Annotated in this window: 23 protein-coding genes; 6 read left to right on the forward strand and 17 right to left on the reverse strand. The window is 63.7% G+C overall.

Translation table 11 applies throughout. The annotated features are described in order from the left end of the window. Position 1: 1 nt before the first annotated feature. The 4 genes from H0485_RS12280 to H0485_RS12295 are packed head-to-tail and all read left to right on the forward strand — an operon-like array spanning position 2 to position 3,719. On the forward strand, positions 2 to 823 hold the full coding sequence (locus tag H0485_RS12280; protein ID WP_226935953.1) for a polysaccharide deacetylase family protein: 822 nt from the start codon (positions 2 to 4) through the stop codon (positions 821 to 823). Further along, positions 820 to 1,569: an SDR family NAD(P)-dependent oxidoreductase gene (locus H0485_RS12285; RefSeq protein ID WP_226935955.1), complete on the forward strand. Its 750-nt coding sequence runs from the start codon at positions 820 to 822 to the stop codon at positions 1,567 to 1,569. Before H0485_RS12280 ends, H0485_RS12285 begins: the two co-directional genes overlap by 4 nt. 12 nt (positions 1,570 to 1,581) lie before the next feature. After that, a complete protein-coding gene (locus H0485_RS12290) occupies positions 1,582 to 2,322 on the forward strand; it encodes an SDR family NAD(P)-dependent oxidoreductase (RefSeq protein ID WP_226935957.1) in 741 nt (246 codons plus the stop codon). 14 nt (positions 2,323 to 2,336) lie between these two features. Beyond that, positions 2,337 to 3,719 carry an amidase gene (locus H0485_RS12295; RefSeq protein WP_226935959.1) on the forward strand — a complete coding sequence of 461 codons (1,383 nt, stop codon included), beginning with the start codon at positions 2,337 to 2,339 and terminating at the stop codon, positions 3,717 to 3,719. Positions 3,720 to 4,028: 309 nt separating this feature from the next. On the opposite strand, the gene H0485_RS12300 is transcribed toward H0485_RS12295, so the two are convergent. From H0485_RS12300 to H0485_RS12345, 10 genes are all read right to left on the reverse strand, one after another. Beyond that, entirely contained in the window at positions 4,029 to 5,009 is a 981-nt protein-coding gene (locus H0485_RS12300; RefSeq protein ID WP_226935961.1) for a branched-chain amino acid ABC transporter permease, read from the reverse strand. A 1-nt stretch (position 5,010) separates the two neighbouring features. Further along, positions 5,011 to 5,895, reverse strand: a complete 885-nt coding sequence (locus H0485_RS12305; RefSeq protein WP_226935963.1) for a branched-chain amino acid ABC transporter permease — start codon at positions 5,893 to 5,895, stop codon at positions 5,011 to 5,013. 8 nt (positions 5,896 to 5,903) lie between these two features. After that, positions 5,904 to 6,623: an ABC transporter ATP-binding protein gene (locus tag H0485_RS12310; RefSeq protein ID WP_226935965.1), complete on the reverse strand. Its 720-nt coding sequence runs from the start codon at positions 6,621 to 6,623 to the stop codon at positions 5,904 to 5,906. Continuing rightward, a complete protein-coding gene (locus H0485_RS12315) occupies positions 6,616 to 7,374 on the reverse strand; it encodes an ABC transporter ATP-binding protein (RefSeq protein WP_226935967.1) in 759 nt (252 codons plus the stop codon). Before H0485_RS12315 ends, H0485_RS12310 begins: the two co-directional genes overlap by 8 nt. Before the next feature lie 72 nt (positions 7,375 to 7,446). Continuing rightward, a complete protein-coding gene (locus tag H0485_RS12320; protein ID WP_226935969.1) occupies positions 7,447 to 8,640 on the reverse strand; it encodes an ABC transporter substrate-binding protein in 1,194 nt (397 codons plus the stop codon). A gap of 93 nt (positions 8,641 to 8,733) precedes the next feature. Continuing rightward, a complete protein-coding gene (locus H0485_RS12325; protein WP_226935971.1) occupies positions 8,734 to 9,519 on the reverse strand; it encodes an SDR family oxidoreductase in 786 nt (261 codons plus the stop codon). Positions 9,520 to 9,535: 16 nt separating this feature from the next. Then, positions 9,536 to 10,318 (reverse strand): enoyl-CoA hydratase-related protein, encoded by a 783-nt coding sequence (locus H0485_RS12330; RefSeq protein WP_226935972.1) that lies wholly within the window; start codon positions 10,316 to 10,318, stop codon positions 9,536 to 9,538. After that, the gene (gene pcaF, locus H0485_RS12335; RefSeq protein WP_226935973.1) at positions 10,318 to 11,520 is read right to left on the reverse strand and encodes a 3-oxoadipyl-CoA thiolase; all 1,203 of its coding nucleotides are present in this window, start codon (positions 11,518 to 11,520) and stop codon (positions 10,318 to 10,320) included. Before pcaF ends, H0485_RS12330 begins: the two co-directional genes overlap by 1 nt. Positions 11,521 to 11,533: 13 nt before the next feature. Then, positions 11,534 to 12,343, reverse strand: coding sequence for an enoyl-CoA hydratase/isomerase family protein (locus H0485_RS12340; protein WP_226935974.1), 810 nt, complete (start codon positions 12,341 to 12,343; stop codon positions 11,534 to 11,536). After that, positions 12,340 to 13,872 carry a class I adenylate-forming enzyme family protein gene (locus tag H0485_RS12345; protein ID WP_226935975.1) on the reverse strand — a complete coding sequence of 511 codons (1,533 nt, stop codon included), beginning with the start codon at positions 13,870 to 13,872 and terminating at the stop codon, positions 12,340 to 12,342. The genes H0485_RS12340 and H0485_RS12345 overlap by 4 nt, the downstream gene beginning before the upstream one ends. A gap of 130 nt (positions 13,873 to 14,002) precedes the next feature. On the opposite strand from H0485_RS12345, the gene H0485_RS12350 reads away from it, so the two are divergent. Next, on the forward strand, positions 14,003 to 14,746 hold the full coding sequence (locus tag H0485_RS12350) for an IclR family transcriptional regulator (protein ID WP_226935976.1): 744 nt from the start codon (positions 14,003 to 14,005) through the stop codon (positions 14,744 to 14,746). Between the two features lie 34 nt (positions 14,747 to 14,780). Here H0485_RS12350 and H0485_RS12355 read toward each other — a convergent pair whose 3' ends face one another. From H0485_RS12355 to H0485_RS12380, 6 genes are all read right to left on the reverse strand, one after another. Beyond that, the gene (locus H0485_RS12355) at positions 14,781 to 16,274 is read right to left on the reverse strand and encodes a 3-hydroxyacyl-CoA dehydrogenase (protein WP_226935977.1); all 1,494 of its coding nucleotides are present in this window, start codon (positions 16,272 to 16,274) and stop codon (positions 14,781 to 14,783) included. Between the two features lie 113 nt (positions 16,275 to 16,387). After that, entirely contained in the window at positions 16,388 to 17,188 is an 801-nt protein-coding gene (locus H0485_RS12360) for an enoyl-CoA hydratase-related protein (protein ID WP_226935978.1), read from the reverse strand. Positions 17,189 to 17,328: 140 nt separating this feature from the next. Beyond that, a complete protein-coding gene (locus H0485_RS12365; RefSeq protein WP_226935980.1) occupies positions 17,329 to 19,080 on the reverse strand; it encodes a D-apionate lactonase family protein in 1,752 nt (583 codons plus the stop codon). Further along, positions 19,077 to 20,099, reverse strand: a complete 1,023-nt coding sequence (locus H0485_RS12370) for a Gfo/Idh/MocA family protein (protein WP_226935981.1) — start codon at positions 20,097 to 20,099, stop codon at positions 19,077 to 19,079. The genes H0485_RS12365 and H0485_RS12370 overlap by 4 nt, the downstream gene beginning before the upstream one ends. A gap of 44 nt (positions 20,100 to 20,143) precedes the next feature. Continuing rightward, positions 20,144 to 21,490: a four-carbon acid sugar kinase family protein gene (locus H0485_RS12375; RefSeq protein WP_226935983.1), complete on the reverse strand. Its 1,347-nt coding sequence runs from the start codon at positions 21,488 to 21,490 to the stop codon at positions 20,144 to 20,146. Positions 21,491 to 21,492: 2 nt separating this feature from the next. After that, a complete protein-coding gene (locus tag H0485_RS12380) occupies positions 21,493 to 22,755 on the reverse strand; it encodes a RuBisCO large subunit C-terminal-like domain-containing protein (RefSeq protein WP_226935985.1) in 1,263 nt (420 codons plus the stop codon). A 70-nt stretch (positions 22,756 to 22,825) separates the two neighbouring features. On the opposite strand from H0485_RS12380, the gene H0485_RS12385 reads away from it, so the two are divergent. Beyond that, complete coding sequence (locus tag H0485_RS12385; RefSeq protein WP_226935988.1) at positions 22,826 to 23,542, forward strand: FCD domain-containing protein; 717 nt, start codon at positions 22,826 to 22,828, stop codon at positions 23,540 to 23,542. A gap of 61 nt (positions 23,543 to 23,603) precedes the next feature. On the opposite strand, the gene H0485_RS12390 is transcribed toward H0485_RS12385, so the two are convergent. Next, positions 23,604 to 24,434, reverse strand: a complete 831-nt coding sequence (locus tag H0485_RS12390; protein WP_255613578.1) for a phosphogluconate dehydrogenase C-terminal domain-containing protein — start codon at positions 24,432 to 24,434, stop codon at positions 23,604 to 23,606. Positions 24,435 to 24,527 lie beyond the last annotated feature (93 nt).

Consider the following 24,527-nt stretch of genomic DNA (forward strand, 5'->3'; position numbering starts at 1 on the left):
GATGCATCTTACCAGCCGGGGCTTTCCGCTTTTCCTGACCTTCGATCTTGATGCTGAGACCATGTGGACCGGCCGCGATCCCGATTATGCCCGGCGGCCGGTCATGATGTCCCAGGGCGCATATGGCTGGAAGGTCGGCACGGACCGGATCCTGAAACTGCTCGCTCACTATGAGGCCAGGACCACCTTCTTCGTGCCGGGGCTGGTCGTCGAACAGCGCCCCGCGCTGATGGAGCGTATCCTGGAGGCCGGGCATGAGATTGCGCATCACAGCTATTCGCACCGCTGGATTCTGACGCTCAGCCATGACGAAGAGCGCGAAGAGATGGAGCGCGGCTTTGAGGCCATCCGCCGCGTCACCGGTCAGGCCCCGAAAGGCTGGCGCTCGCCGGCGGCGGAGCTGTCTGATATCTCGATGGATCTAATGCTGGAATATGGCTTTGAATATTCATCGAATTTCTTCGATGATGACTCGCCCTATCTGCATGTGGTCAAGGGCAGGCAGACCGATCTGGTGGAACTGCCGTTCCGCTGGGTGCTCGATGACGCGCCCTTCTTCCAGTATTCCATCGCTTTGCCAGGGCGCACCATGCAGGCCCCTTCCGCGGTGGCTGAGGCCTGGAACCTGGAGCTTGACGCGCTGCATGCGGAAAAGCGCATGATGATGATCGGGTTCCATCCCCAGATCATCGGCCAGCCCTCGCGGCTCTGGGCGCTTGAGCAGCTGCTGAAGCGCGCCCGTGACAAGGGAGATGTCTGGATCGGGCGCTGCGATGAGATGGTCGCGGATATGCGGCCGCGCCTGCAGGCGGCAGCGGCGTGAGCGGCGGTTTTGCAGGGCGCCGCATCGTGGTGGCGGGCGGTGCCCAGGGCATCGGCCTTGCCAGCGTGATCCGGCTGCGGGCTGCGGGGGCAAAGGTTGCGGTCCTCGATCTGGCGGGGCCTGCGCTCGCCCTGCTGCCCGCGGATGTGACGGTCCGGGCGGCGGATATCACCGATACGGCGGCCCTTGGCCGGGCGGGCGCGGAAATCGCTGAGGCCCTGGGGGGCGTCGACGGGCTGGTGAATTCCGCCGGAATTGATCTGGTGGCACCGCTTCAGGACATAACCGATGACGCCTGGGAGCGGATCATCGGCGTTAATCTGACCGGGGCGATGAAGCTCGCCCGCGCCTTTGAGCCCTTTCTGCGCGCCTCCGGCCGCGCCTCGATCGTCAATCTGTCCTCGGGGGCGGGGCTTGTGCCGCTGAAACACCGCAGCGCCTATTCCGCCTCAAAAGCCGGGCTGCAGATGTTTTCAAAATCGCTGGCGATGGAGCTGGCAGAGGCGGGGATCCGGGTGAACTGCGTCTGTCCCGGCGCGGTGGAAACACCGCTTTTCCGTTCCTCTATCGGCAGCGATGAGGCAGAAGCCGTGGCCCGGCTTGAGGCCGTGCGCGCCCGCTATGCGCTTCAGCGCATCGCAGATCCGGATGAAATTGCCGCTGCCATCCTCTGGCTCCTGTCGGATGAGGCCTCCTATGTCACCGGCGTCGCGCTTGCGGTGGATGGTGGCCGGACTTTCCACTGAAAGGTGCATGATTTGGCTGAGCCTCTCTCCCGTTTCGACGGTAAAACCGTATTGATTACCGGCGGCGGCGGTGGCATCGGCGCCGCCATTGCGCAGCGCCTGCACCGGGAAGGGGCCCGCGTGGCGGTGACAGACCGCGATGTCTCGGCTTTGCCGCAGGGCGAGCGCTGGTATCTGCATGAGGCGGATTTCCTCACCGAAGGTGTCCCGGAAGCATTCCACGCCGCCGTGCTCAGCGCCTTTGGTCCGGTTGATATCCTGATCAACAACCTCGGCCAGAGCGGGCGGGAACGGGCCGCACCTTTCCACCGCTCGCGAGAAGAAGTCTGGCGCTTCGTGATGGAAATTTCGCTCTTCTCGGCGATGCGGATGACGCGGCTTTGCGCCGGGGATCTGCAGGCGCGCGGCGGGCGGATCATCAATATGTCAAGCCTCGCGGCTTTTACCGGCAATCCGGGCCTTGCGGATTACGCCGCCGCCAAGATGGGGCTGGTTGGCTTCACCCGCTCGCTCGCGCGGGAAATGGCGCCCTTTGGCGTCACGGTGAATGCGCTTGCGCCAGGGGCCATCCGCACGGCAGCCCATGCCGCCATGCCAGCCGCGATCATCGAAGACATTATCGCAAAAACCCCGGTCGGCTTCGTCGGCACGCCCGAAGACGTTGCCGCTGCCGCCGCCTTCCTGGCCAGTTCTGAGGCCCGCTATATCACCGGTCAGACCCTGCTGATCGATGGCGGAAACTGGATGCTCTGAGGAGAGAACCACCCATGGCTGATCTTGCCGATCTGAATGCCTGCGCGCTCGCCAATGCCATCCGCAGCAAAGAGGTCTCGCCCTGCGAGGTGACGGAAGCGGCGCTGCGTCGTATTGAGGAGAGGGCAGAGCTGAATGCCTTTGTCACCGTCGCCGCAGAGGAGGCACGCGCCGAGGCAAAAGCGGCCGAGGCGGCGGTGATGCGCGGTGAAGCGCTCGGGGCGCTGCATGGCATCCCCTATTCGGTTAAGGATCTGCTGCCAACAAAGGGCGTGCGGACGAGCATGGGCTCAAAGCTTTTTGCGGATCATATTCCCGCCGCAGATGCCCCTTCCGTCGCCCGCGCGCGCGCGGCGGGCGGGGTGATGATCGGCAAGACCACCACGCCGGAATATGGCCATGCCCAGACCGCCTGGTCGCCGCTGAGCGGGCTGACCCTTAATCCCATCGATCCGGGCGTGACGGCGGGCGCCTCAAGCTCTGGCTCTGCGGTGGCAGTGGCTGCAGGTATGGGGCCCTTGTCGATCGGCACCGATGGCGGCGGCTCGATCCGGATCCCTGCCGCCTGCTGTGGGGTGGTGGGGATGAAAGCCACCCTTGGCGTGATCCCGCATCTCGGTGTGCCGGATCTTTTCGGCGCCAATTCCTATGCCGGGCCGATGGCGCGCAGCGTCGAGGATGCGGCGCTGTTCTTTGAGGTGATGCAGGGCGCTTCTGATCTGGACCCCTGGGGCCAGGCTGCGGCGCAGCTGCATCCTGATGATCTGCGTCCGCTGCAAGGGCTTCGGGTCGGCTGGCTTCCGACCGCGGGGGCAAGGATCGAGCGTGAGACGGCTGCGATCACCGCGGGAGCGGCAGCATGTCTTGAAGCTGAGGGGGCGATTGTTGAAGAGGCCGATCTGGATTTCCGCAGCTTTGAGGACACCTTCCTGACCATCCTGCGCGCCGGGCTTGCCGCCAGGGCCGAGCCTGCATTTCGTGGCCGCGAAGAGCTGGTGGCGCCCTCTCTGGTGGAAACCTCCCGCCAGGGACTGGCGCTTTCGGCAGTGGAGCTTGCTCAGGCGGCGGCCTCGCGCAGCCAGCTTTTCCAGCTGATGCAGCGCCATTTCCAGCGCTTTGATGTGCTGCTGTCGCCGGTGCTGACCGCGCCGCCGCTGCCGCTTGGCTATGACCCGATGGGTGAGATTGAGATCGACGGCAAGATTTCAGGCACCATTCGCGGTGCCTGGTATCCCTTTACCTATGCGCATAACCTGACGGGTCATCCCGCCATTGCCCTGCCCTGGGGGCAGACCACAGCCGGACTGCCGGTCGCGGTGCAGCTGACCGCTCCCTGGTATCACGACCGCCGGCTGCTGAGACTGGCGCAGTGCCTGTCCGGCCTGCGTCCCTGCTGAAAGGCTGAGAAATCCAGTTTCGGAGGGGCCCGACCCCGGGGAGCAGAGCAGGGTTGTCAGCACGATCGGTGCAAGCTGCGCCAGTCCCGATGGCAAGCCCCTCCTGACCGATCCGGTAACTATGTCTGAGGGCGTGGTCTCCACGGTCAATATGGCACGCCGCCCCGCAGAGGCCTGTGGCGATCAGCTGCGTCGCATCGCGCCAAAGGAGTGTAGGCCGGACTTTCACAATCTCAGCTGGTATGCAAAAGCCCGCTCTCGCGGGAGAGCGGGCTTTTTCGGATCTGCAGCGCGCCCTTCAGGCCGGGGTCAGAGCCGCAGGCGCAGCTTTTCGGCGATTGTGCCGAGCAGGCCCTGGCGGAACAAAAGCACGCAGAGCATGAAAACGACGCCTTGCATAATGGTGACCCAGGCCCCGAAAGCGGCCAGTTCATTTTGCATCCAGATCACCAGCAGCGCCCCGATCAGCGGGCCGAAGAAGCTCGCCATACCGCCGATCATCACCATCAGCACCACCTCGCCCGACATGCCCCAATAGACATCGGTCAGACTGGCCAGCTGGAAGGAGATCGCCTTCAGCCCGCCGGCAAGACCGGCAAAGCCCGCCGCCAGCACAAAGGTCAGCCATTTATAGCGCTCGACCCGATAGCCAAGCGAGATTGTGCGCGGCTCATTATCGCGGATCGCGCGCAGGATCTGGCCGAGGGGCGAATAGGTGATGCGCCAGATCGCCAGCACCGCCAGCAGGAAGAGGATGGCGACCATGGCATAGAGGTTCAGGTCATTCTGCAGCGAAATGACACCAAATAATGCGCCGCGCGGCACGTTCTGAATTCCGTCCTCGCCGCCGGTAAAGGGGGCCTGAAGCGAGAAGAAATAGATCATCTGCGCGAAGGCCAGGGTGACCATGGCGAAATAGATCCCGGAACGGCGTACTGACAGCGCGCCGAAGATCGCGCCGAGCAGCAGCGAGACCGCGACCGCAAAAAGCAGCGCCAGTTCCGGCGTCAGCCCCCAGACCTTTGCCGCATGGGCTGCCGCATAGGAGGAAATGCCGAAATAGGCGGCATGGCCGAAGGATAAAAGCCCCAGATTACCCAGCATCAGATTGAGCGACATGGCAAAAAGGCCAAAGCACAGCACTTTGATGACCAGTAGCGGATAGGCGATAAAGGGTCCGGCGCAGAGCAGCGCTGCCAGCAGCACAAACAGCAGCTGATGGCTTTTCGCAATGCCGAGCGGCGTCTCTTTGCCCGGTTCAGCGGCAAATGTCATAGTCTGATGTCCCATCTTATGCCTGCTTTCCGAACAGCCCGGCCGGGCGCAGCAGAAGGATGACTGCCATGATGACGAAGATCACCGTGGTCGAGGCCTGGGGCCAGAATACTTTGGTCAGCCCCTCGATCAGCCCGAGCATGAAGCCGGTGAGAATAGCGCCCGAGATTGAGCCCATGCCGCCAATCACCACCACGGCAAAGACCACGATGATCAGATCGGCCCCCATCATCGGATTGACCGACTGGATCGGTGCGGCCAGCACTCCGGCAAAAGCCGCCAGCGCCACGCCAAAGCCATAGGTCAGGGTGATCAGCATCGGCACGTTGATCCCGAAAGCCTCGGTCAGCGCCGGTTTCTCGGTCGCGGCGCGCAGCCAGGAGCCGAGCCGGGTCTTCTCGATCATCAGCCAGGTCGCGAGGCAGACCGCCACCGAAGCGACCAGCACGAAAGCGCGCGAGATCGGCAGGAACATGAAGCCAAGGTTCACCCCGCCCTGCAAAGCGGCGGGCAGCGCATAGGGAAGGCCGGTCGCGCCATATTGATTGCGAAACAGCCCGACGATGACGAGGCCCATGCCATAGGTCAGGATCATGCCGTACATATGATCGAGCTCATAGAGCCGGCGCAGGATCAGCCGCTCGACGATGCAGCCCATCAGACCAATGGCCAGCGGCATAACAATCAGCGCCACCCAGTAATTGATGGCGAAATGATCGAGCAGCAACAGCGCGCCGAAAGCCCCCATCATATAAAACGCGCCATGGGCGAAATTGACGATGTTCAGCAGGCCAAAGATGATCGCAAGGCCAAGGCTGAGGATCGCATAGAAAGCGCCATTGATCAGACCCAGCAGGATCTGGGTCGACAGCAGCTGAAGCGGTATACCGAATATGAGCATGGCTCTCCTCAGACCCCGAGATAAGAATTCAGTTTCGCCGTATTGGCGGCAATTTCGGCATTCGGGATCATGTCAATGACCTGGCCGTGATCCATCACGTAGTGCCGGTCCGCCACGGTCGCGGCAAAGTGGAAATTCTGCTCGACCAGCAGCACGGTATAGCCGCGCTGTTTCAGCTGGCGGATGGTGGCGCCGATCTGCTGCACGATCACCGGGGCAAGGCCCTCGGTCGGTTCATCGAGCATGAGGAGCCGGGCGCCGGTGCGCAGGATCCGGCCGATCGCCAGCATCTGCTGCTCGCCGCCTGAAAGGCGCGTGCCCTGGCTGCGGCGGCGTTCGGCGAGGTTGGGGAAGAGCTGGTGGATCTCGGCCACGCTCATCCCGCCTTCGGCCACCTCCGGCGGCAGCATCAGGTTTTCCTCAACCGTCAGGCTGGAATAGATGCCGCGATCCTCGGGGCAAAAGGCGATGCCGGCTTTTGCAATCGCCCGCGGCGTGGCGCGGATCAGGTCGAGGCCGCGCAGACGCACCGCGCCCTGGCGGCGCTTCATCATCCCCATGATCGCTTTCATCGTGGTCGATTTTCCGGCGCCGTTGCGCCCGAGGATGGTGACGACTTCACCTTCCCGGATATCAAAGCTGACCTTATGCAGCACATGGCTTTCACCATACCAGGCCTCAAGGTCGCGGACCTCAAGCATGGCGGGACCAGCAGGTTTCTCAGCCATTGGGCACCCCGATATAGGCATTGATAACGCGCGGATCGCGCGAGACATCCTCGTATTTCCCCTCGGCCAGAATGGCACCGCGGGCGAGGACCGTGATCTGATCGCAAAGCGTCGAGACCACCGAGAGATTATGTTCCACCATGACCACGGTGCGCCCCTCAGCCACTTTGGCGATCAGCGCGGTGATCCGGGTCACATCCTCCTGGGTCATGCCCGCCATCGGCTCATCGAGCAGCAGCACTTTCGGATCAAGCGCCAGGGTGGTGGCAATCTCAAGCGCGCGTTTGCGGCCATAGGACAGATCGCTGGCCCGGTGCCGGGCAAAGGCGCTCATGCCCACGGCCTCAAGCAGCTCCATCGCCTCGGCTTCGAGCCGCGCAAGCACCTTTTCGCTGCGCCAGAAATCCCAGCTGTCGCCATGACGGCGGCGCTGCAGGGCGATGCGCACATTCTCAAGCGCGGTCATCGAGCCGAACACCGCCGAGATCTGGAAGCTGCGCACAAGACCGGCGCGGGCGATATTCCCGGGCGACATCCGGGTGATATCGCGGCCCTCAAAGGTAATGGTTCCGGCGGTCGGGGTCAGAAATTTGGTCAGAAGGTTAAAGCAGGTCGATTTGCCAGCCCCGTTGGGGCCGATCAGCGCATGAATCGAATGGCGACGAATGTTCAGATTAACATTGTCGACGGCGCGAAACCCCTTGAAATCCTTGGTCAGACCCGAGGCTTTCAGAACAAAATCATCCGGCATTCTGTCTCTCATTTCACATTCGGGCACAGCGGGAGAGCGGAGCGCCCGGGGCGCTCCGCTGCCGTTTCAGCCTTATTTCACCAGCGGGCATTCGCTCTGATCGAGCGGACGGAAGGCCTGATCGCCCGGGACGGTCGAAAGGATATTATAGTAATCCCAGGCCCCCTTGCTCTCAGCCGGGCTCTTCACCTGGGCGAGATACATGTCATGGACCATACGGCCATCTTCGCGGATCACCCCGTCGGTGGCGAAGAAGTCATTGACCGGGGTGGCTTTCATCTGCGCGATCACCGGCTTTGCGCTGTCATCGCCGATCTCGGCCACCGCGTTCAGATAATGGGTCACCGCCGAATAGACCCCGGCCTGCGACATGGTCGGCATGGCGCCATGCTTTTCAAAGAAACGCTGCGACCAGGCGCGGCTCTCATCGGTGCGGTCCCAGTAGAAGCCGGTGGTCAGGAACAGGCCCTGAGCGGCTTCGAGGCCCATCGAATGCACATCGGTCAGGAAGATGGCGAGGCCAGCCAGTTTCGACTGCTGGTTCAGGCCAAATTCCTGGGCCTGTTTCAGCGAGTTGATGGTGTCAGTGCCGCCATTTGCCAGCGCGATGACATTGGCCCCGACTGAGGGTGCCTGCAGCAGATAGGTCGAGAAATCAGCCGTGTTCAGCGGCGCAATCGCGCTGCCGACAACCGCACCGCCCGCGCTTTCCACCACGGCGGTCACGTCTTTCTGCATCGTATGGCCAAAGGCGTAATCGGCGGTCAGGAAGAACCATTTATCGCCGCCCTGCTCGACCATCGCCTTACCGGTCGAAACCGCGACCGCATAGGTATCCCAGGTCCAGTGAATGCCATTGGGCGAGCAGTTCTCATTGGTCAGGCTGGCCGTGCCGGCCCCCGAAACGATCAGCGCCTTGTCCTTTTCACGCGCCAGTTCCTGCACGGCGAGAACCACCGAGGAATTCGGCACATCGACGATCAGGTCGACATTCTCGACATCATACCAGCGGCGGGCAATCTGCGTGCCGATATCGGCCTTGTTCTGGTGATCGGCCGAGACCAGCTCAACCGGCTTGCCCAGCCTGTCACCGAAATCGGCAATCGCCATTTCAGCCGCCACGATCGAGCCGGTTCCGGCCAGCGACGAGAAGACGCCACTCTGATCGGTCAGTACGCCGATTTTGACGGTATCTGCAGAAATATCGGCATGCGCCATGGTTGCGCCGGCGGCCATAAGGGCCAGCGACGAAGCAAAAGTCTTCATGAGTTCCTCCCTCTCATTGTCCTGAATATATTGGCTTTCCGGCATGCGAGCATCAGGACTTTGCAGCAGAGCATTCCGCAGTGCGGAAGAGAGTCAGAGCAGGCCGCGCACCAGACCACCGTCGACGGTGATATTCTGACCGGTGATATAGCTGGCATGGGCCGAGCACAGGAAAGCCGCCACCGGCCCGAAATCCTCGGCGGTTCCGAGCCGTTTTGCCGGGACTGATTCCGCCATGGCCGTGGCGGCCTCGGCCTCGGAAATCCCCTCGCGCGCGGCTCTGGCCCGGATCACCCGATCCAGCGCGCCGGTCGCCATCAGCCCTGGCAGCACATTGTTCACGGTGACGCCATGCTGCACCACTTCGCGCGCCAGGGTGGCCATTGCCCCGGTCAGCCCCGAGCGCACGGCATTGGCCAGCGCCATATTGGGATAGGGTTCTTTCACCGCAAAGGAGGTGATGTTGACGATGCGGCCAAAGCCATCCGAGATCATATCGGGCAGGAGTTTCTGCGTGGCGCTGATCGCTGACAGCATATTGACCTCGAGCGCATGGCGCCAGGTGTCGATATCATGATCGGTGAACTGGCCGGGGGGCGGGCCCCCGGCATTGGTGACGAGGATCGAGATCCGGCCCGCTCTGGCCCGGGTCTCGTTCAGGATCCGCTCCATCACGCCCGGCTCGGAGACATCGCCCTGCAAGAACATGGCCCCGCCGCCCAGCGAGGCGGCAGCCGCCTCACCCGAAGCCGCATCGCGCCCGTTCAGCATGACCTGCACCCCGGCCCCGGCCAGATGGCGCGCCGTCGAAAAGGCGAGGCCTTTGGTGCCGCCCAGAACCAGAGCCACCCGGCCCGCAATCCCCAGATCCATCGTCATCCCTCCCCTTTTGCGCTCAGCGGCCGGTATAATCGGGACGGCGCTTTTCCAGGAAAGCCGCCATACCCTCGTTTTTGTCCTCGGTCGAGAACAGGATCTGCAGCGCTTTGCGCTCCAGTGCCATCGCCGCTCCGAGCGGGGCGTCCTGACCATGCAGGATCACTTCTTTGATCTGATTGACCGCAATGGCCGGCATACGGCTGATCCGGCCGGCAAAGGCCATGGCCTCGGCAAGCACCTGATCATCCTCGACCACCTGGCTGACCAGACCCATGGCACAGGCCTCATCGGCGCCGATCATCTCGCCGGTCAGGCAAAGCCGCATCGCTTTGAACTTGCCCACGGCGCGCAACAGGCGCTGCGTGCCCCCTGCCCCCGGCATGATCCCGACTTTCACTTCGGGCTGGCCGAAGCGGGCCGATTTTCCGGCGATGATGATATCGGCATGCATGGCAAGCTCCATGCCGCCGCCCAGTGCAAAGCCATTCACCGCAGCAATCACCGGCACCGGGCAGCGGGCAACCGCCTCCCAGAGCCGCTCATTATGGCGCAGATACATATCCACCGTGCCGATGGCCGCCATATCGGCGATATCGGCCCCGGCGGCGAAGCTTTTCTCATCGCCGGTCAGCACCACGGCGCGCAGCGTGCCGCCATCGGTGAAGCCCTCAAAGATCTCAGCCAGGCGCCGCCGCAGCGGCATGTTCAGCGCGTTGAGCACCTCGGGGCGGTTCAGGCGCAGCAGAACCACCGCGCCCTGGTCCTCGATGGTGACCAGATCCTTATCGGTGCTCTCCATCACGCGGCCTCCAGGCCAAGCGCGATGCCCTGGCCGACGCCGACGCACATGGTGCAAAGCGCGCGGCCGCTGCCGGAGCGCTGCAGGCCAAGCGCGGCGGTCAGGGCCAGACGCACGCCAGACATGCCGAGAGGATGGCCAAGCGCAATCGCGCCGCCCTGCGGGTTCACATGCGCGGCATCATCCGCGAGGCCAAGCGCGCGCAGGCAGGCAAGCGCCTGAGACGCAAAGGCCTCGTTCAGCTCAATCCGGCCGAAATCAGCGATGGTCAGGCCAAGGCGCGCCAGCAGTTTCTGCGTGGCGGGCACCGGCCCCATGCCCATGATCGCCGGTTCCACCCCGGCGGTGGCCAGTGCCGTGACCCGGGCCAGAGGGGTAAGGTTAAAGCGCTTCACCGCCGCGGCCGAGGCGATCAGCACCGCCGCGGCCCCGTCATTCACCCCAGAGGCATTGCCTGCTGTGACCGAACCGCCCTGACGGAACGGGGTCGGCAGCTGTGCCAGTTTCTCCAGCGCGGTCAGACGCGGATGCTCATCGCGGCTGACGACGACCGGCTCACCTTTGCGCTGCGGCAGGCTGACTGGCATGATCTCGGCATCGAAAAGCCCGGCAGCCTGGGCTGCGGCCACGCGCTGCTGGCTGGTGAAGGCGAAAAGATCCTGATCGGCGCGGCTGATATTGAAGCGCTCGGCGACATTCTCAGCGGTTTCCGGCATGGAATCGACGCCATATTGCCGTTTCAGCACCGGATTGACGAAGCGCCAGCCGATGGTGGTGTCGAAAATCTCCGCCTGACGCGAAAAGGCGCTTTCCGCCTTGCCCATCACGAAGGGGGCGCGGGTCATCGATTCCACGCCACCGGCAATGATCACCTCGGCATCGCCCGAGATGATGGAGCGCGCGGCAAGGCCGACCGCATCCAGGCCCGAACCGCAGAGCCGGTTCAGCGTCGTGCCGGGCACGCTTTGCGGCAGACCGGCCAGCAGGACGCCCATGCGGGCGACATCGCGATTGTCCTCGCCCGCCTGGTTGGCACAGCCGACAAAGACATCGTCAATCGCCTCGGGATCCAGGTCCGGCATGCGCGTGATCAGCTCGCGCAGCACCATGCCCAGCATATCGTCCGGCCTGACCGCGGCCAGCGCGCCGCCGAAACGGCCGATCGGCGTGCGCACACCGGCGCAGATAAAAGCTTCTCTCATGGACAGCAGAACCTTACAGCGGGCAGATATCGGTGAAGCTGGGGCGCCGCTTTTCGCGCAGCGACTGCAGGCCTTCGCGGGCATCCGGGCCGGTAAAGCCCATGAATTCGAGTGCCAGTGATGTGTCGAAGGTCGGCCCCGCCATCCGCAGCCAGTTGTTCAGCGAATATTTGGTCCAGCGGATCGCCGTGGCCGAACCGGCCGCGAGGCGGCGCGCCACTTCCAGCGATTTTTCATGCAGCTCGTGATCTTCGGTGACCAGCGAGATCAGGCCGATCCGCTCGGCCTCTTCGCCCGAAACCGCATCGCAGAGCAGCAGGTAATATTTCGCTTTGGCCATGCCGCAGAGCAGCGGCCAGACGATGGCAGCATGATCGCCCGCCGCGACGCCAAGCCGGGTATGGCCGTCAATGATCCGCGCGGTGCGCGAGGCGATGGAAATATCGGCCAGCAGCCCTGCCACGAGGCCCGCGCCCACTGCCGGGCCCTGCATCGCCGAGACGATCGGTTTCGAGCAGTTGATGATATTATAGACCAGATCGCGTGCTTCCTTCCAGACCCGGGTCAGGGTGTGGAAATCTTCGGTCATCTCTTTCACCAGATCGAGATCGCCGCCCGAGGAAAACGCCTCGCCCGCACCACGGATGATCACCGCGCGCACATTCTGATCGGCGTCAATATCGCGCCAGACCCGGCACAGTTCGCCATGCATGATCCGGTCGGCCGAGTTCAGGCGGCCGGGGTTCTCCATGGTGACCCGCAGGATACCCGCATCCGGCCAGTCGAATTTCAGGCGCTGATAATTCGAGTAATCGACGGTCATATGTTTTTCTCCCGGTCGGCCCAATAGGGTTCACGCAGTAGGTTTTTCTGGATTTTGCCGATTGGCGTTTTGGGGAAGCTTTCGACAAATCTGACCAGTCGCGGGCGTTTGAAGCGCGCCAGCGCGATTTCGCAATGGGCATCCACCTGTTCCACGCTCAGGCTGGTTCCGGCCTTAAGCTGGATATAGGCGGCGGGTACTTCGCCCCATTTGTCATCGGGGATCCCGAAGACCGCACATTCCCCGATCTCGGGCAGAGCGTAGATCGCGTTTTCGATCTCTTTCGGATAGACGTTTTCGCCGCCCGAAATGATCATATCTTTGGAGCGGTCGACGAGGGTGACAAAGCCCTCTTCATCCATCACCGCCAGATCGCCGGTCCAGCCCCAGCCATGGCGGAAGAATTTCGCGGTCTGCTCGGGCTCATTGTAATATTCGAGCATGACATTGGCGCCCCGCGCCACCAGCTCGCCGATCTCACCGGCCGGGACCGGATTGCCTTCCGGGTCAACCACCGCAAGATCGGTATTATAGGCCTGCTTGCCGATCGAGCCGAGTCGCTCGGGCAGATGCCAGTGGCCCAGAACCGTGATCACCCCGACCTCGGACTGGCCATAAATCTGCGTCAGTTTAAGCGCCGGCAGCTTTTCAATCAGGTCGCGCTGCACCCAGTCGGGCATCGGCGCCCCGGCAAAGCCGAGCTTTTCCCAGTGCAGGTAATTGGCTGCACTGAAATTCGGATCATTCACCACCATGGCAACCTGGGTTGGCACCATGAAACAGGCGGTCATGCCGGTCCGCTGCGCCATGCGCGCGAATTCAGCCACATCCCATTTGGTCTGCAAGCTGCAGGTCGCTCCGGCGAGGATAGCGGGCTGGAACATGATATTCAGCGCCGCGACATGGAACAGTGGGGTGACGATGCCGACCACATCGCGCTCATCGATATTCTCATGCACCATGACCGTATGGGCGGTGATCACGCGGTTGCGATGGCTGGCCAGAACGCCTTTGGGGCGCCCGGTGGTGCCGCCGGTATAGGTCATGCAGAAAGGATCATCCTCGGCGATCTCAACCGCAGGGGTTTCGGCAGAAGCCCCGGCGATGAAAGCGGCAAAGCCGGTCGCGCCGGGCTGATCGGCGCCGAGGCTGATATAGTGACGGATGCGCGGCAGCCGCGCTGCCACCTGGGCCACACGTTCGGCAAAGACATCCTCGTAAACAAGGATCTCAACATCCGCCTTGTCGAGCACATAGGCCAGATCATCGGCGGTATAGAGCACCGAGATATTGACAATCACGCCACCGGAACGGGCGGTGCCAAAGAAGACGGTGCCATATTCAATCCGGTTGCGGCTGAGGATGGCAACCTTGGCCTCTTTGGCCAGGCCCAGCCCCAGGAGACCATTGGCAAAGCGGTTTGCATCAAGATGCAGATCGCCATAGCTGATCGCCTGATCCTGCCACAAAATCGCAGGTTTATTCGGGAAGCGTTCCGCAGAACGCCTCAGCATATCGCCGGTGAGCATTTCCCCTCCAGATATTTCCGAACCCGAAAAAACCGGGCCTCCTCAGGCGCAGACACTGGATTTTCGGCCGGGAATCTGCAATGCCGATTCATCAGGGTTCATTCCGCATAGCGGAAGGATGGGGGGAAATATGACACAACAGGACCGCCAGTTCGTCGAGGCCTTCGCCCGCGGACTGCAGATTTTTGAGGCGCTTTCGAAGCATAAAAATGCCATGACCAACGGTGATTTAGCCAAAGCGACCAATCTGCCGCCCTCGACCATCAGCCGGCTGACTTATACCGCTATGCGGTTGGGCTATCTGCGGCACAGTGAAACCGGCCGCGCCTATGAGCTGACGCCGAAAAGTCTTAACCTTGGCTATTCGGTTCTGACCGGGATCGCGCTGATTGACCGCGCTGCCCCAGTGCTGCGGGCGGTTGCGGAAAAGACCAGCCAGACCGTGGCGCTTTGTGTGCGTGACGGGCTTTATGTGACCTTTGTCCAGGTGGTGGCGGGCTCTGATCTGCTGGCGGTGCGCTTCTCGGTTGGCGGCAGATTGCCGATTGCCACTTCGGCCGCCGGACCGGCTTTGCTGGCCATCATGCCCGAGAAACAGCGCCGTCAGCTGACCAGCCGGATCCGCAGCCAGCTGACGCAGCAGAACGGTAATGTCGCCGCCTTTAATGCCGCGCTGGAGGCTGCCCTGCGCAATCAGGTCTCGGTCTCGCGTGACACCTGGCGTCGCGGCATCGGCGGGGTGGCAATCGGCATAGCAACCCCGCATGAACAGGCGGCAATCACTATTCCCTTCTCGACCGGCTCGATCTCCGAGGCCCATATGCGCAGCGTGCTGACACCGGTGCTGCGCGAGGCAGTGGCTGAGCTGATGTAAAAAACGGGGCCAGAGCGGCCCCGTTTCACCTTGCTCAGATCCGGTGGATCGGCTGGTTCAGCTGCGCACGGCGGCGCAGCCAGGCGCTTGGCCGGTAGCGGTCATCGCCGCTCAGCGCGTGGATATTGGTCAGGATCTGCAGCATCGGACCCGCGCCGAGCGTTTCGACCCATTCCAGCGGTCCTTTGGGGTAATTCATCCCAAGACGCATCGCCTTGTCGATATCGAGGGGGGAGGCCAGGCCCATCTGCGCCATTTCACAGCCCAGATTTGCCAGGGCCGCCACCAGGCGCTGCGCGATAAAGCCGGTGGAATCGGCGATCAGCGTCACCTTACGCCCTGTTGCGATGATGGCTGACGCCACCGCCTCACGGTGCTGCGGATCCGCGCCGACCGGCGTCATCAGCACCACCCGCTGCGACAGATCGAAAGCGAGATCGGCGGCGACCAGCCGCGTCGCATCGAGGCCAAGCCGCGCGGCATAGCCCGCCGCATCCTCGCCCAGCGGGAAGCCGAGGATCGGGCTGCGGCCATCATCCACGGCCAGCACTTCGGCCTTGAGCAGCCCGGCAAAGCCGCGCAGCCCGGCAGTATCTTCGGCCAGTGTAACCTGCGCGGCGGGCCGGGCCTCAGGGCTGAAATCCGGCGAGGGCGGCACCGCCCCTTCCGCGTAAGAGAAGAAGCCCTGTCTGGTTTTGCGCCCCAGCTGCCCGGTTTCCAGCATATAGCGGTGATAGGGGGTCGAGCGCAGCCGGGGTTCGGCGAAATAGCTTTTGTGCAGGAAGTCGCAGACGGTGAAATTCACATCCATCCCGGTCAGGTCCATCAGCTCAAACGGACCCATGCGGAAGCCGCAGCAATCGCGCATGACAGCGTCGATCTCCGCCGGGCTGGCCACACCCTCCTGCAGCACCATCAGCCCTTCGGTCGGATAGGCCCGGCCGCCATGATTGACGAGGAAGCCGGGGGTATCGCGTACTTCGACCGGCTCTTTGCCGAGATGCTGCGACAGTGCCATCAGCCAGGCAATCACCCCGGGGCGGGTGCGCGGGCCGGGGATCACTTCGACCAGCTTCATCAGCGGCACCGGGTTAAAGAAATGCAGCCCGGCGAAGCGTTCCGGATGGCGCAGCGCCTTGCCGATCACGCCGATCGGCAGCGAGGAGGTGTTCGAGGCCAGAATGGCATCGGGGCCGAGCAGGGTTTCCAGCTCCTGAAACAGGGTCTGTTTTGCTGCCGCATCCTCGATAATCGCCTCGACCACCAGATCGGCCCCGGCGAGAGCGGCAAGGCCCTCCCCGGCGCTCAGCGCGCCCTGCAGCAGCGCGAACTGCGACGCATCCAGCTTGCCGGCATCGCGGCGTTTCGCAGCGCGGGCGAGAATGGCTGCGACAGCGGCGGTGGCTGCCCCCTCGCGCGCATCGATCAGCGTGACGGGCAGCCCCTTCGCTGCGGCGATTTCGGCAATGCCTGCGCCCATGGCGCCCGCACCCACAATCCCGATTTTTGCCGGAAGCTCTGCTTGCATCCCCTGCTCCTGATATGCTGCACGTTTTGCATTCACAGACTGCAGCAAGGCCCGAAGGTCAAAGTGAAATGATGGCTTTTTGTTCCGCTCTGCGGAAGGACGATGCGTGACCTTCAGCGGCCCTGAAATTCAGCCGGGCGCTTTTCGAGAAAAGCGGTCACCCCTTCGGCATAATCATCGCTGAAGCCGGTGACGCGCTGCAGATCACGCTCGCGGTCCAGCTGGGCGTCAAGGTCACTGGCCGCAGCCTCCTGCAGCAGGATCTTGGTCGAACCAATGCCCAGCGTCGGCCCCGCGGCCAGCCGGATGGCAAGTGCGCGTGCCTCACCCGGCAGCCCGGCCTCTGGCAGCGCTCGCCAGATCAGGCCCAGGCGCTCGGCCTCTGGCGCAGAAACAGGCTCGCCGCTCAGCGCAATTGCTTTTGCCCGCGCCTCACCCAGCAGGCGGGCCAGAAACCAGCTCGCCCCGGCATCCGGGATCAGGCCGAGCCTGGCAAACGACAGAACAAACCGGGCATTTTCACTTGCCAGAACAATGTCAGAGGCAAGGGCGAGGCTGATCCCGGCCCCGGCGGCGGCGCCCTGCATCGCGCAGACCACCGGCTTGGGCAGCGCCCGGATCAGGCGGATCGTCGGGTTGTAAAAGGTCTCCAGCGAATGGCCGAGATCAGGGCGCGGCCCGCCCTGGCGCGGATCGCGCTTGCCGAGATCCTGACCCGAGCAGAAGACCCGCCCGGCTGCGGTCAGCAAAACCGCCCGGATCTCAGGCTGATCATGGGCGCGCTGAAACGCGGCCCGCAGCTGCAGATGCATTGCCTCATTCAGGGCGTTCATCTTTTCGGGCCGGTTCAGCCTGATCTCAAGCACCCCCTGGTCGAGCGAGCTATGGATCAGTTCGGCGTGTTCATCCGTCATGCGCGGCCCCTTCATGCGAAACGGCCCGGCGCGTTGGCCGGGCATTTCTGCGCATCAGATCACGAAGCGACGGCTGAGGAGCAAGGGTTTTTCTTCCGCAGAGCGGCAGAGTTACCGGGGGTTGTCCGGTTTCCCTTGCCTCAGCCCAGCCGCTCCCAGGCAAAGGCTGCGAGGCCCTCCTGCGGCTGGGGCCGCAGATTGGCGCGCAGTCTGACCGGGCCGAATTCCAGCCAGGCCATGCCGTTCAGGATCTCGGCCCGGGTGACCTCGCGTCCCGCCAGGCGGGCCAGCTCAGCCAGCAGGCGGGTGAGCGGCCAGTCGTCCCCCTCTTGCTGCATCACGCCGCGCGGGCCAAGCAGAGCCGCCGGGGTCCAGCAGCTGATGCCGAAGGGCAGCAGCGCGGTGATCAGGCCAAAGGCATAGGCCGCGCCCGCCGCCGCGCGGTGACGCGGGTCATCCCCCGCCATGGGCACCCGGCCCGGCCCGGGATTGGGCATTACACGGCTGCCATAGGGGTTTTGCCGCATCGCAATGCTCGAGGGCCCGATGCGATAGCCGCGCTGCCCCGCAATCGCCCGCGCCGAGGCGGCGATATGCGGCAGCGCCTCCAGCGTCTCAAACAGCGACAGATCATCGGCGGCATGGATGATCGGGCAAAGCCCATGGGTGATAAAGGCAAAATCCGGATCTGCGGCAACCTCAGGCTTGCGGTTCAGTTCAGGGAAGAAGCTGGCCATGCCACCGCCGCGCGGCAGGTCGCCAAAATGCCGCGCCGTGGCGCGCTGGATCTCAGCGGCGGGCGGACAGTCTGGCCAGGCCGAGCCGGGCGGCGTTGACTGGCGATCGGCCGCGGCGCAGACGAAGACCGAGGCCGGGATCAGGCCCGAGGCACGGATGGCCGCTGCATGCGCCGCCAGTTCGGCATCCGGGCTCTGGCGGCGATCAAACCGGCAGATCAGTTCAAGATCGCAGGCAGCTCCGGGCGCGTGGCGCTGCAGATCGGCAAAGGCCAGGGCCTGAGCGGCAATCTCAGGGCCGGAAGTCGCGTCGAGATGACAGAGCAGCCGCTGCGGGCGGACCCGCTCCAGCGCTGGCAGGGCCAGCGGATGGCGCGCCTCCTCCGCCGTCACCACCAGCGCCAGCTCGGGCAGGCGCAGGCCCGGCGGCAAGGGCGGGCGCATCGCTTGCGCCGGGCGGGCGGGGGCCGCCTCCCAGCTCAGAGTGATGCTCTGCTCCAGCGCCTCGCCCGGCTCGAGATGATAGGGCCAGGGCAAAGCGAGCGGGCGGTTATAGGTTTTAAACGAGGCATCGCCCCATTGGCGCTGATCTTCCATTTCAAAGACATCGCCGGCAAAGGCGCAGTGCAGGCGCAGGCCATTTGCCTCATGCTCCAGCGCGGCAATATCCATGAACGGCTGCCAGGGGGCGATCCTCCAGGGGAAGGCCCCGGCGGTAACGCTGCCATCGGAACGGGTCAGCCGGGCCGGGGCACCGGCCACCCCCTCGATCGGATGCAGCAGGGTGAAACCGGCGCGATTGGTTTCAAACCGGCCCTCAACCCGGCCGCTGGCATGGATCTGCAGCCGGTTCGGCGCAAGCACGAGGCTGATCTGCGTCGCGAGCCGGGCATCACCATTGCTGAAACTGAGCTGATACTGCAGCTCCAGCTGGTCATCCGTCCCGGTTTGCCTGGCCTCGCTGACCTGCGGCACCAGCGTGCCCCAGTCCCGGTCGCGGGCCAGAAAGGCAATCTGGCGGATCATCTCGACCTCACCCAGCCGGATATGGCGCAAAGCGCCGTCCTGCAGCACCAGGCTGAGTGCGCCATGCCGGATCAGCCTGGCCTCGGGCACCGGGCTGCTGGTGCCGTAAAGTGCGAGGGCCTCGCTCACAGGCTGTCAGGCGCGAGCGCGCGCCCCTCGCGGGCCGAGAGATAGGCCGCCTCGACCAGGGCAAAGGTCTGCAGATTGTCGCGCCCCGAGGTTTCGGGTGCCTCTCCACGGTGCAGACAGTCGATGAAATGCTGCTGAATCAGCTGCACACTTTCCTGAATATTATGCCAGGGACGCTCGGCCCATTCCAGCAGCGGCGGGCTGACATCCTCCTGCCGGGCCGCGCCGGGTCGGCTGAGGGTCAGCCGGTAGCCCGCGTCAAGGCGCAGGCTGCCCAGAGTGCCGTCAATTTCGATCAGGCTTTGCGGAAAGGTCTCGTCCTGGCGACGCGTGGCATAGGAGCAATCCACCACCGAGGTGACACCGCCTAGATGCAAAAGCTGCATCGTCGCCACATCCTCGCCCCGGATCGCCGGATTGACCCGCCGCGTCGTGGCCGAGATCCGGCTGACATCGCCAAACAAAGCCCGGGCAATATCCAGCAGATGGATGCCGAGATCTTCGATGATGAACCGCTCGCCCTCGGCCAGATAGGGCTGGCCGCTATAGACATCATAGCCCGAGCGGAACGAGATCCGGCCGAAAAACGCCTCGCCAATCTCACCGGCGCGCAGCAGATCGATCACCCGCCTGACCGCCGATTGCCAGCGGAAATTCTCATGCACCATCAGAAGCTTGCCGGTTTTTTCAATCATATCAACCATCTCGCGCGCCTCGGTAAGGCTGCGGGCAAATGGCTTCTGGCAGATCACATGCACCCCGGCCTGCGCCGCCTGGGCGACCAGCGCATGATGCGAGCCGACGGTGGTGGCAATATCGACAATGTCAAAGCCGCCCGCGGCAAACAGCGCTGCCGCATCGCTGTAGCGGCGCGCAATGCCAAATTCCTCACCGGCCCGGGCCAGACGCGCCGGATCCTGGTCACAGATGGCGACCAGTTCGGCCCCCTCAATATCGCGCCAGGCAAACATCTGGTTCCGGGCAAAAAATCCGCAGCCGATCAGGGCAATTCTCAGCATTTTAACTCCCTTCAGATAAGTGTTGCAGTCATCATCGGGCCTGTTCAGCCCCGCAGACCACCGCCCTCTCGGATCCAGCCAAAGTAATCCTCGCTGCCCATCTGTCCGCCTTTCAGCGCGATTTCCAGCCCGTCAAAACTGCCCTCGGCCGAGGCGCGCAGCAAAGCTGCGCCGGGGATTGTCGGCGCCAGCGCCTCGAGCGCGAAAATCCCCATCTGCCGTGTGGCATGGCCCGATGTATCACCGCCCGAGATCACCACCCGTTTCAGCCCGGCAGCCCGGGTCAGGCTGCAGAGCAGCCGCCCGAGGCTCTCGCCAATTTGCTGATTGGCCGCACTGGCCGACTGGCCGGTCTGCTGCAAAGCCGCTGCCAGGGCGGCAATGCCGGGATCCTCCGGCCCTTCGGCAGTATAGATCAGCACATCACGCCCCTGCTGCAGCTCTGCCAGAGCGCTGGCCCCGAGCGCGGCAAGGTCGGCAGTGCCAAGGATCAGCGCGGCCGGATCCAGCCTGAGGGTGCAAAAACCATTGCCGCGTGCCCAGGCGATCTGCGCCGCGGTGACCGGCGAGACCGAACCCGAAACCGCAAGGATCGGCCCGGCTGCCCCGCGCGAGCCGGGCATCGGCGGGATCACATGCCCGTCCTGTGCTGCAAGATGGCGGATCACCGCATATTCCACCCCCTGCGAGCCGATGGTGAACAAAGGCTCTGCCCCCGCGCTCGCCTGCCAGATCAGCCGTCCGGCCTCGGCTTCCGAGGCGGCATCGACGGCATCCAGCGTCAGCGCGCGCTTGCCCTGGCGCAGCGCCCTGGCCAGGGCCTGGTCGCTGCCGAGATGATAATCCTCGAGCGTCAGCGCGCCGAGGGGCAGCGCGGTCTGTGCCCCGAGATGGCGGGCCACATCGGCCTCGCCCATCGGGGTGACGGGATGACGCGCCATGACCGGATGGCGGTCGAGGCGGTGCACCTCTGCCCCAACCCCGGCAAAGAGCTGACCAAAGGCCTGATAGCGTCGCATCTGCGGTGCGGCGATCAGCACCGGCACCCAGGCCGGATCAAACAGCTCACATCCGATCTCCAGTGCCGTGCCAATAGAGCCGGTTTCGGGAGCGGAATCGAGGGTCGAGCAGACTTTGTAATGCAGGATGCGCGGCTGCAGGGCGGCAAGGGCGCGGAAGGCTTCTGGCAGATGCGCGCGCATCCAGGCCGGGCCTTCGGTGCGTGCGGTCGAGGCCAGCCCCAGGGCGCGGATGCCGGGAAAACGCTGCAGCTGCGCCGGGTCCGGCGTCTCAAGAAACAGCACCGAAGGGATGCCACCGAAAGTCAGCGCCTCCATCGTGGCGGCGGCGCCGGTGAAATCATCGCCATACCAGGCAAAATCCAGAGACATGCTCAGCCCGCCTTTTTGCCGAATTTCGCCAGCGAAACCGCCAGCTCGGGATGGGTTTTCGCGTGATCTTGCAGCGAGATGCCGGCAATTGCCGCCTCCCAGGCCTGGCGGATCGCGCTCACGCCGGCGCCAAGGCCCAGCGGATGGCCATGAATGCCGCCGCCGCCCAGATACATCAGCTCGAGCGCGCCGCCGGTACCGGCAAAGGTCGCCGGGGCCTGGCCGCCCCATTGCCCCGAGCCGCAGACCGGCAGTGCGCGGTCGCTCTCAGAGAAAATCGGCTCGGCCATATCCCGGAAGCTTTGCAGGAAGCTTTCATCCGGCTCCCAGTATTTCGCCGCGATGCCATTGATCTGCAGCTGATCCACGCCCAGCAGGCGCCAGATCTTCTGCCAGGGGCGGAAGGCCATGCCAATCGCCGGATGGCGGGTCAGCAGATCCCAGCCATTGCGATGGGCATGCAGGGCAAGGCCGGTGCGGCGGCGCAGATAGGTCATGCCGCCAAAGCCGATGGAATTGATATTGACCACCGCCGCCTGGCCACCATGGGCCATCACCACATCCTGACGCCGCGCCATTTCCTCGGGATCGGCAGAAGACAGGCCAAAGGCATAGACCACCTTTTTGCCGGTTTTATCCGCATGGGCCTCGATCACCCGCATGATCGCCTTCACCCGCTCGTCAAAGGGCGAATAGGCGGGCGAGGTCAGCTTTTCATCATCCTTGATGAAATCCACCCCAGCCTCGCAGAGCTGGCGGACCATCCCGGCGGTCTCTTCCGGCAAGAGGCCGAGCGAGGGTTTGATGATCGAGGCAATCAGCGGCGCCTGGCCCGGCCAGGGCCTGCCGCACATCCGGTATGAGCCCTCAATGCCAAACTGCGGTCCCGGGTGACAGGCATAGGCACCGGGCAGATCAATATCGAGCAGCCGCGCGCCGCTGAGCCCGCGCGTCGCATAAAGGGCGGAAATGCCGATGGTCTGCAGGGCGGCGAAATCCGTGCCGATCGATTCGAGCGGAAAATCGATGCTGATCCTGGCGCGGCGAAACGGGCCGGGATGATCGTCAGGCCAGGAAGGGCGGGCCAGCGGCTCCAGCTCTTCGACCGAGATCACCCGCGCCGCACAGCGGCTTTTCACATCGGCGGTTTCATTGGGCAGATCGGTAAAGGTGCCCGTCGACTGATCGGTGGCGATTTTGACAGCCATTGCCTCCGGATCGCCGGGGGTCTCGATCAGATAATGGAAGCGGATGCTGTCACTCATGGCTTTTACTGGCTTTCATGTGGTTATACCATCATACCAGCTGGAGCAGTGTCACGACCGGAGGTACGTCATGAAACCGAATATCCCGCTGGCCCCTGTGGTACGTCGCAAACTATCAGATTCCGTGGTTGAACAGCTGCGGGAGATGATCATCTCCGGACAGCTGCGCCCCGGCGATGCTTTGCCGTCGGAGCGCGATATGATGGGGCGGATGGGGGTTGGCCGTCCTGCCGTGCGCGAGGCTTTGCAGCAGCTGCACACCCAGGGGCTGATCACCATCTCGCATGGTGGTCGCAGCCGGGTGAACATGCTCAGCCCCGATCTGGCTCTGCATCAGATCGATGATATCGCCGATCTGCTGATCAGTGCCGAGCCGGGCAATCTCTCGCATCTGCGCGAGGCGCGCAGGCTGTTTGAGGTTGGCATCATCCGCATGGCCGCGGCGCGGATCACGGCGGCAGAGGTGACGCATCTGCGTGCCCTGATTGAGGCGCAGCGTAATGCGCTTGGCGATACGGCGGCTTTCATGCGCGCCGATATCGATTTTCACACCGCCCTGACGGCGGTGCTGCAGAACCCGGTCATTACGTCGCTGAGCAAATCGATGCTGGGCTGGCTGTTCCGTCACCACAATACTTTGCTGCACTGGTCCGGACATGAAACCATCACCCTGGCCGAGCATGAGGCAATGACCAGCGCTCTGGCGGCGCATGACGGCGAAAGGGCGGCTGAACTGATGGGCAAACATCTCGATCGCTCCGAGCGGCTTTATCCGCAGCCGGGGTGAAAAGGCCCGGCCCGGGGCGGGCCAGTTACAGGCGCTCGCCCCGGGCCGGATCAGGCTGACCTCAGGTGATACGTTTGATCGAGGCTTTGATCTCGTCAAATTCGAACACGCGCTTCCAGTCGTCACGCATCAGCATCGGCTTGCCAAATTCGATGGCCTTATTGCAGGCATCCGAGAACTGGCCGCCTTTAACCTCGTCAAAGATCACCGCGCCGAGAATATTCATATGGCCGAGCAGGAAATCGCGCGCGCAATCATAGCTGACGCCGGTTTTGATCACCTCATCCATGGCCTCACGCATCACCACCAGCAGTGAGGCACAGACAGTCTCGGACAGGCCAGGCTCCAGATAGGCCATCTGCTCAACCGTGACCCGGTGGCTGCGGGCGACCGGGGCGAAGATGGTCACTGCCACTTTCTCACCCAGCGCATAATGCTCTTCCGGGCCCTGCATCAGCGCATTGACCACGCCCTGCTGCGCCGCGATGCCACCGAAATGGTCAGCCCGGCCCTCTCTGGTCTCTTCATCATTAAAGATCGGCGGGTGGCAGGGATGGGTGACGAAATAGGTGACATCGGCGCGCTCGGGCAGGTGATCGGCAAAGGGCGCGGCCGCGTCGAGGCAGACAATCATCGTGCCCGGCCTCACCTTGTCGATGATCGAGCGCGACACGGCGCCGATTGCGGTATCGGGCACGGCCAGAACGATCACCTCCGCATCGTTCAGCGCCTCATCCGGCGTCACACAATCCACACCATGCGTCTCTTTCGCGCGCAGGCGACCCGCTTCCGAGACCTCAACATATTTCACATCGAAATCGCTGTTGAGCAGATTGCGGGTCAGGCGGATGCCCATTTTACCGCCGGCACCGAACAAGGCGAGTTTGGTCATGATTGTCTCCTCAGGTCTACTGGTATGATGACTGTGCCAATTTGGCAGAGAATGCAAGTGGCCCTGGCCGAAAACCGGATCGCGGACAGGGCA

The organism is Pseudogemmobacter faecipullorum, assembly GCF_020539525.1.
GTDB classification, from domain to species: domain Bacteria; phylum Pseudomonadota; class Alphaproteobacteria; order Rhodobacterales; family Rhodobacteraceae; genus Pseudogemmobacter; species Pseudogemmobacter faecipullorum.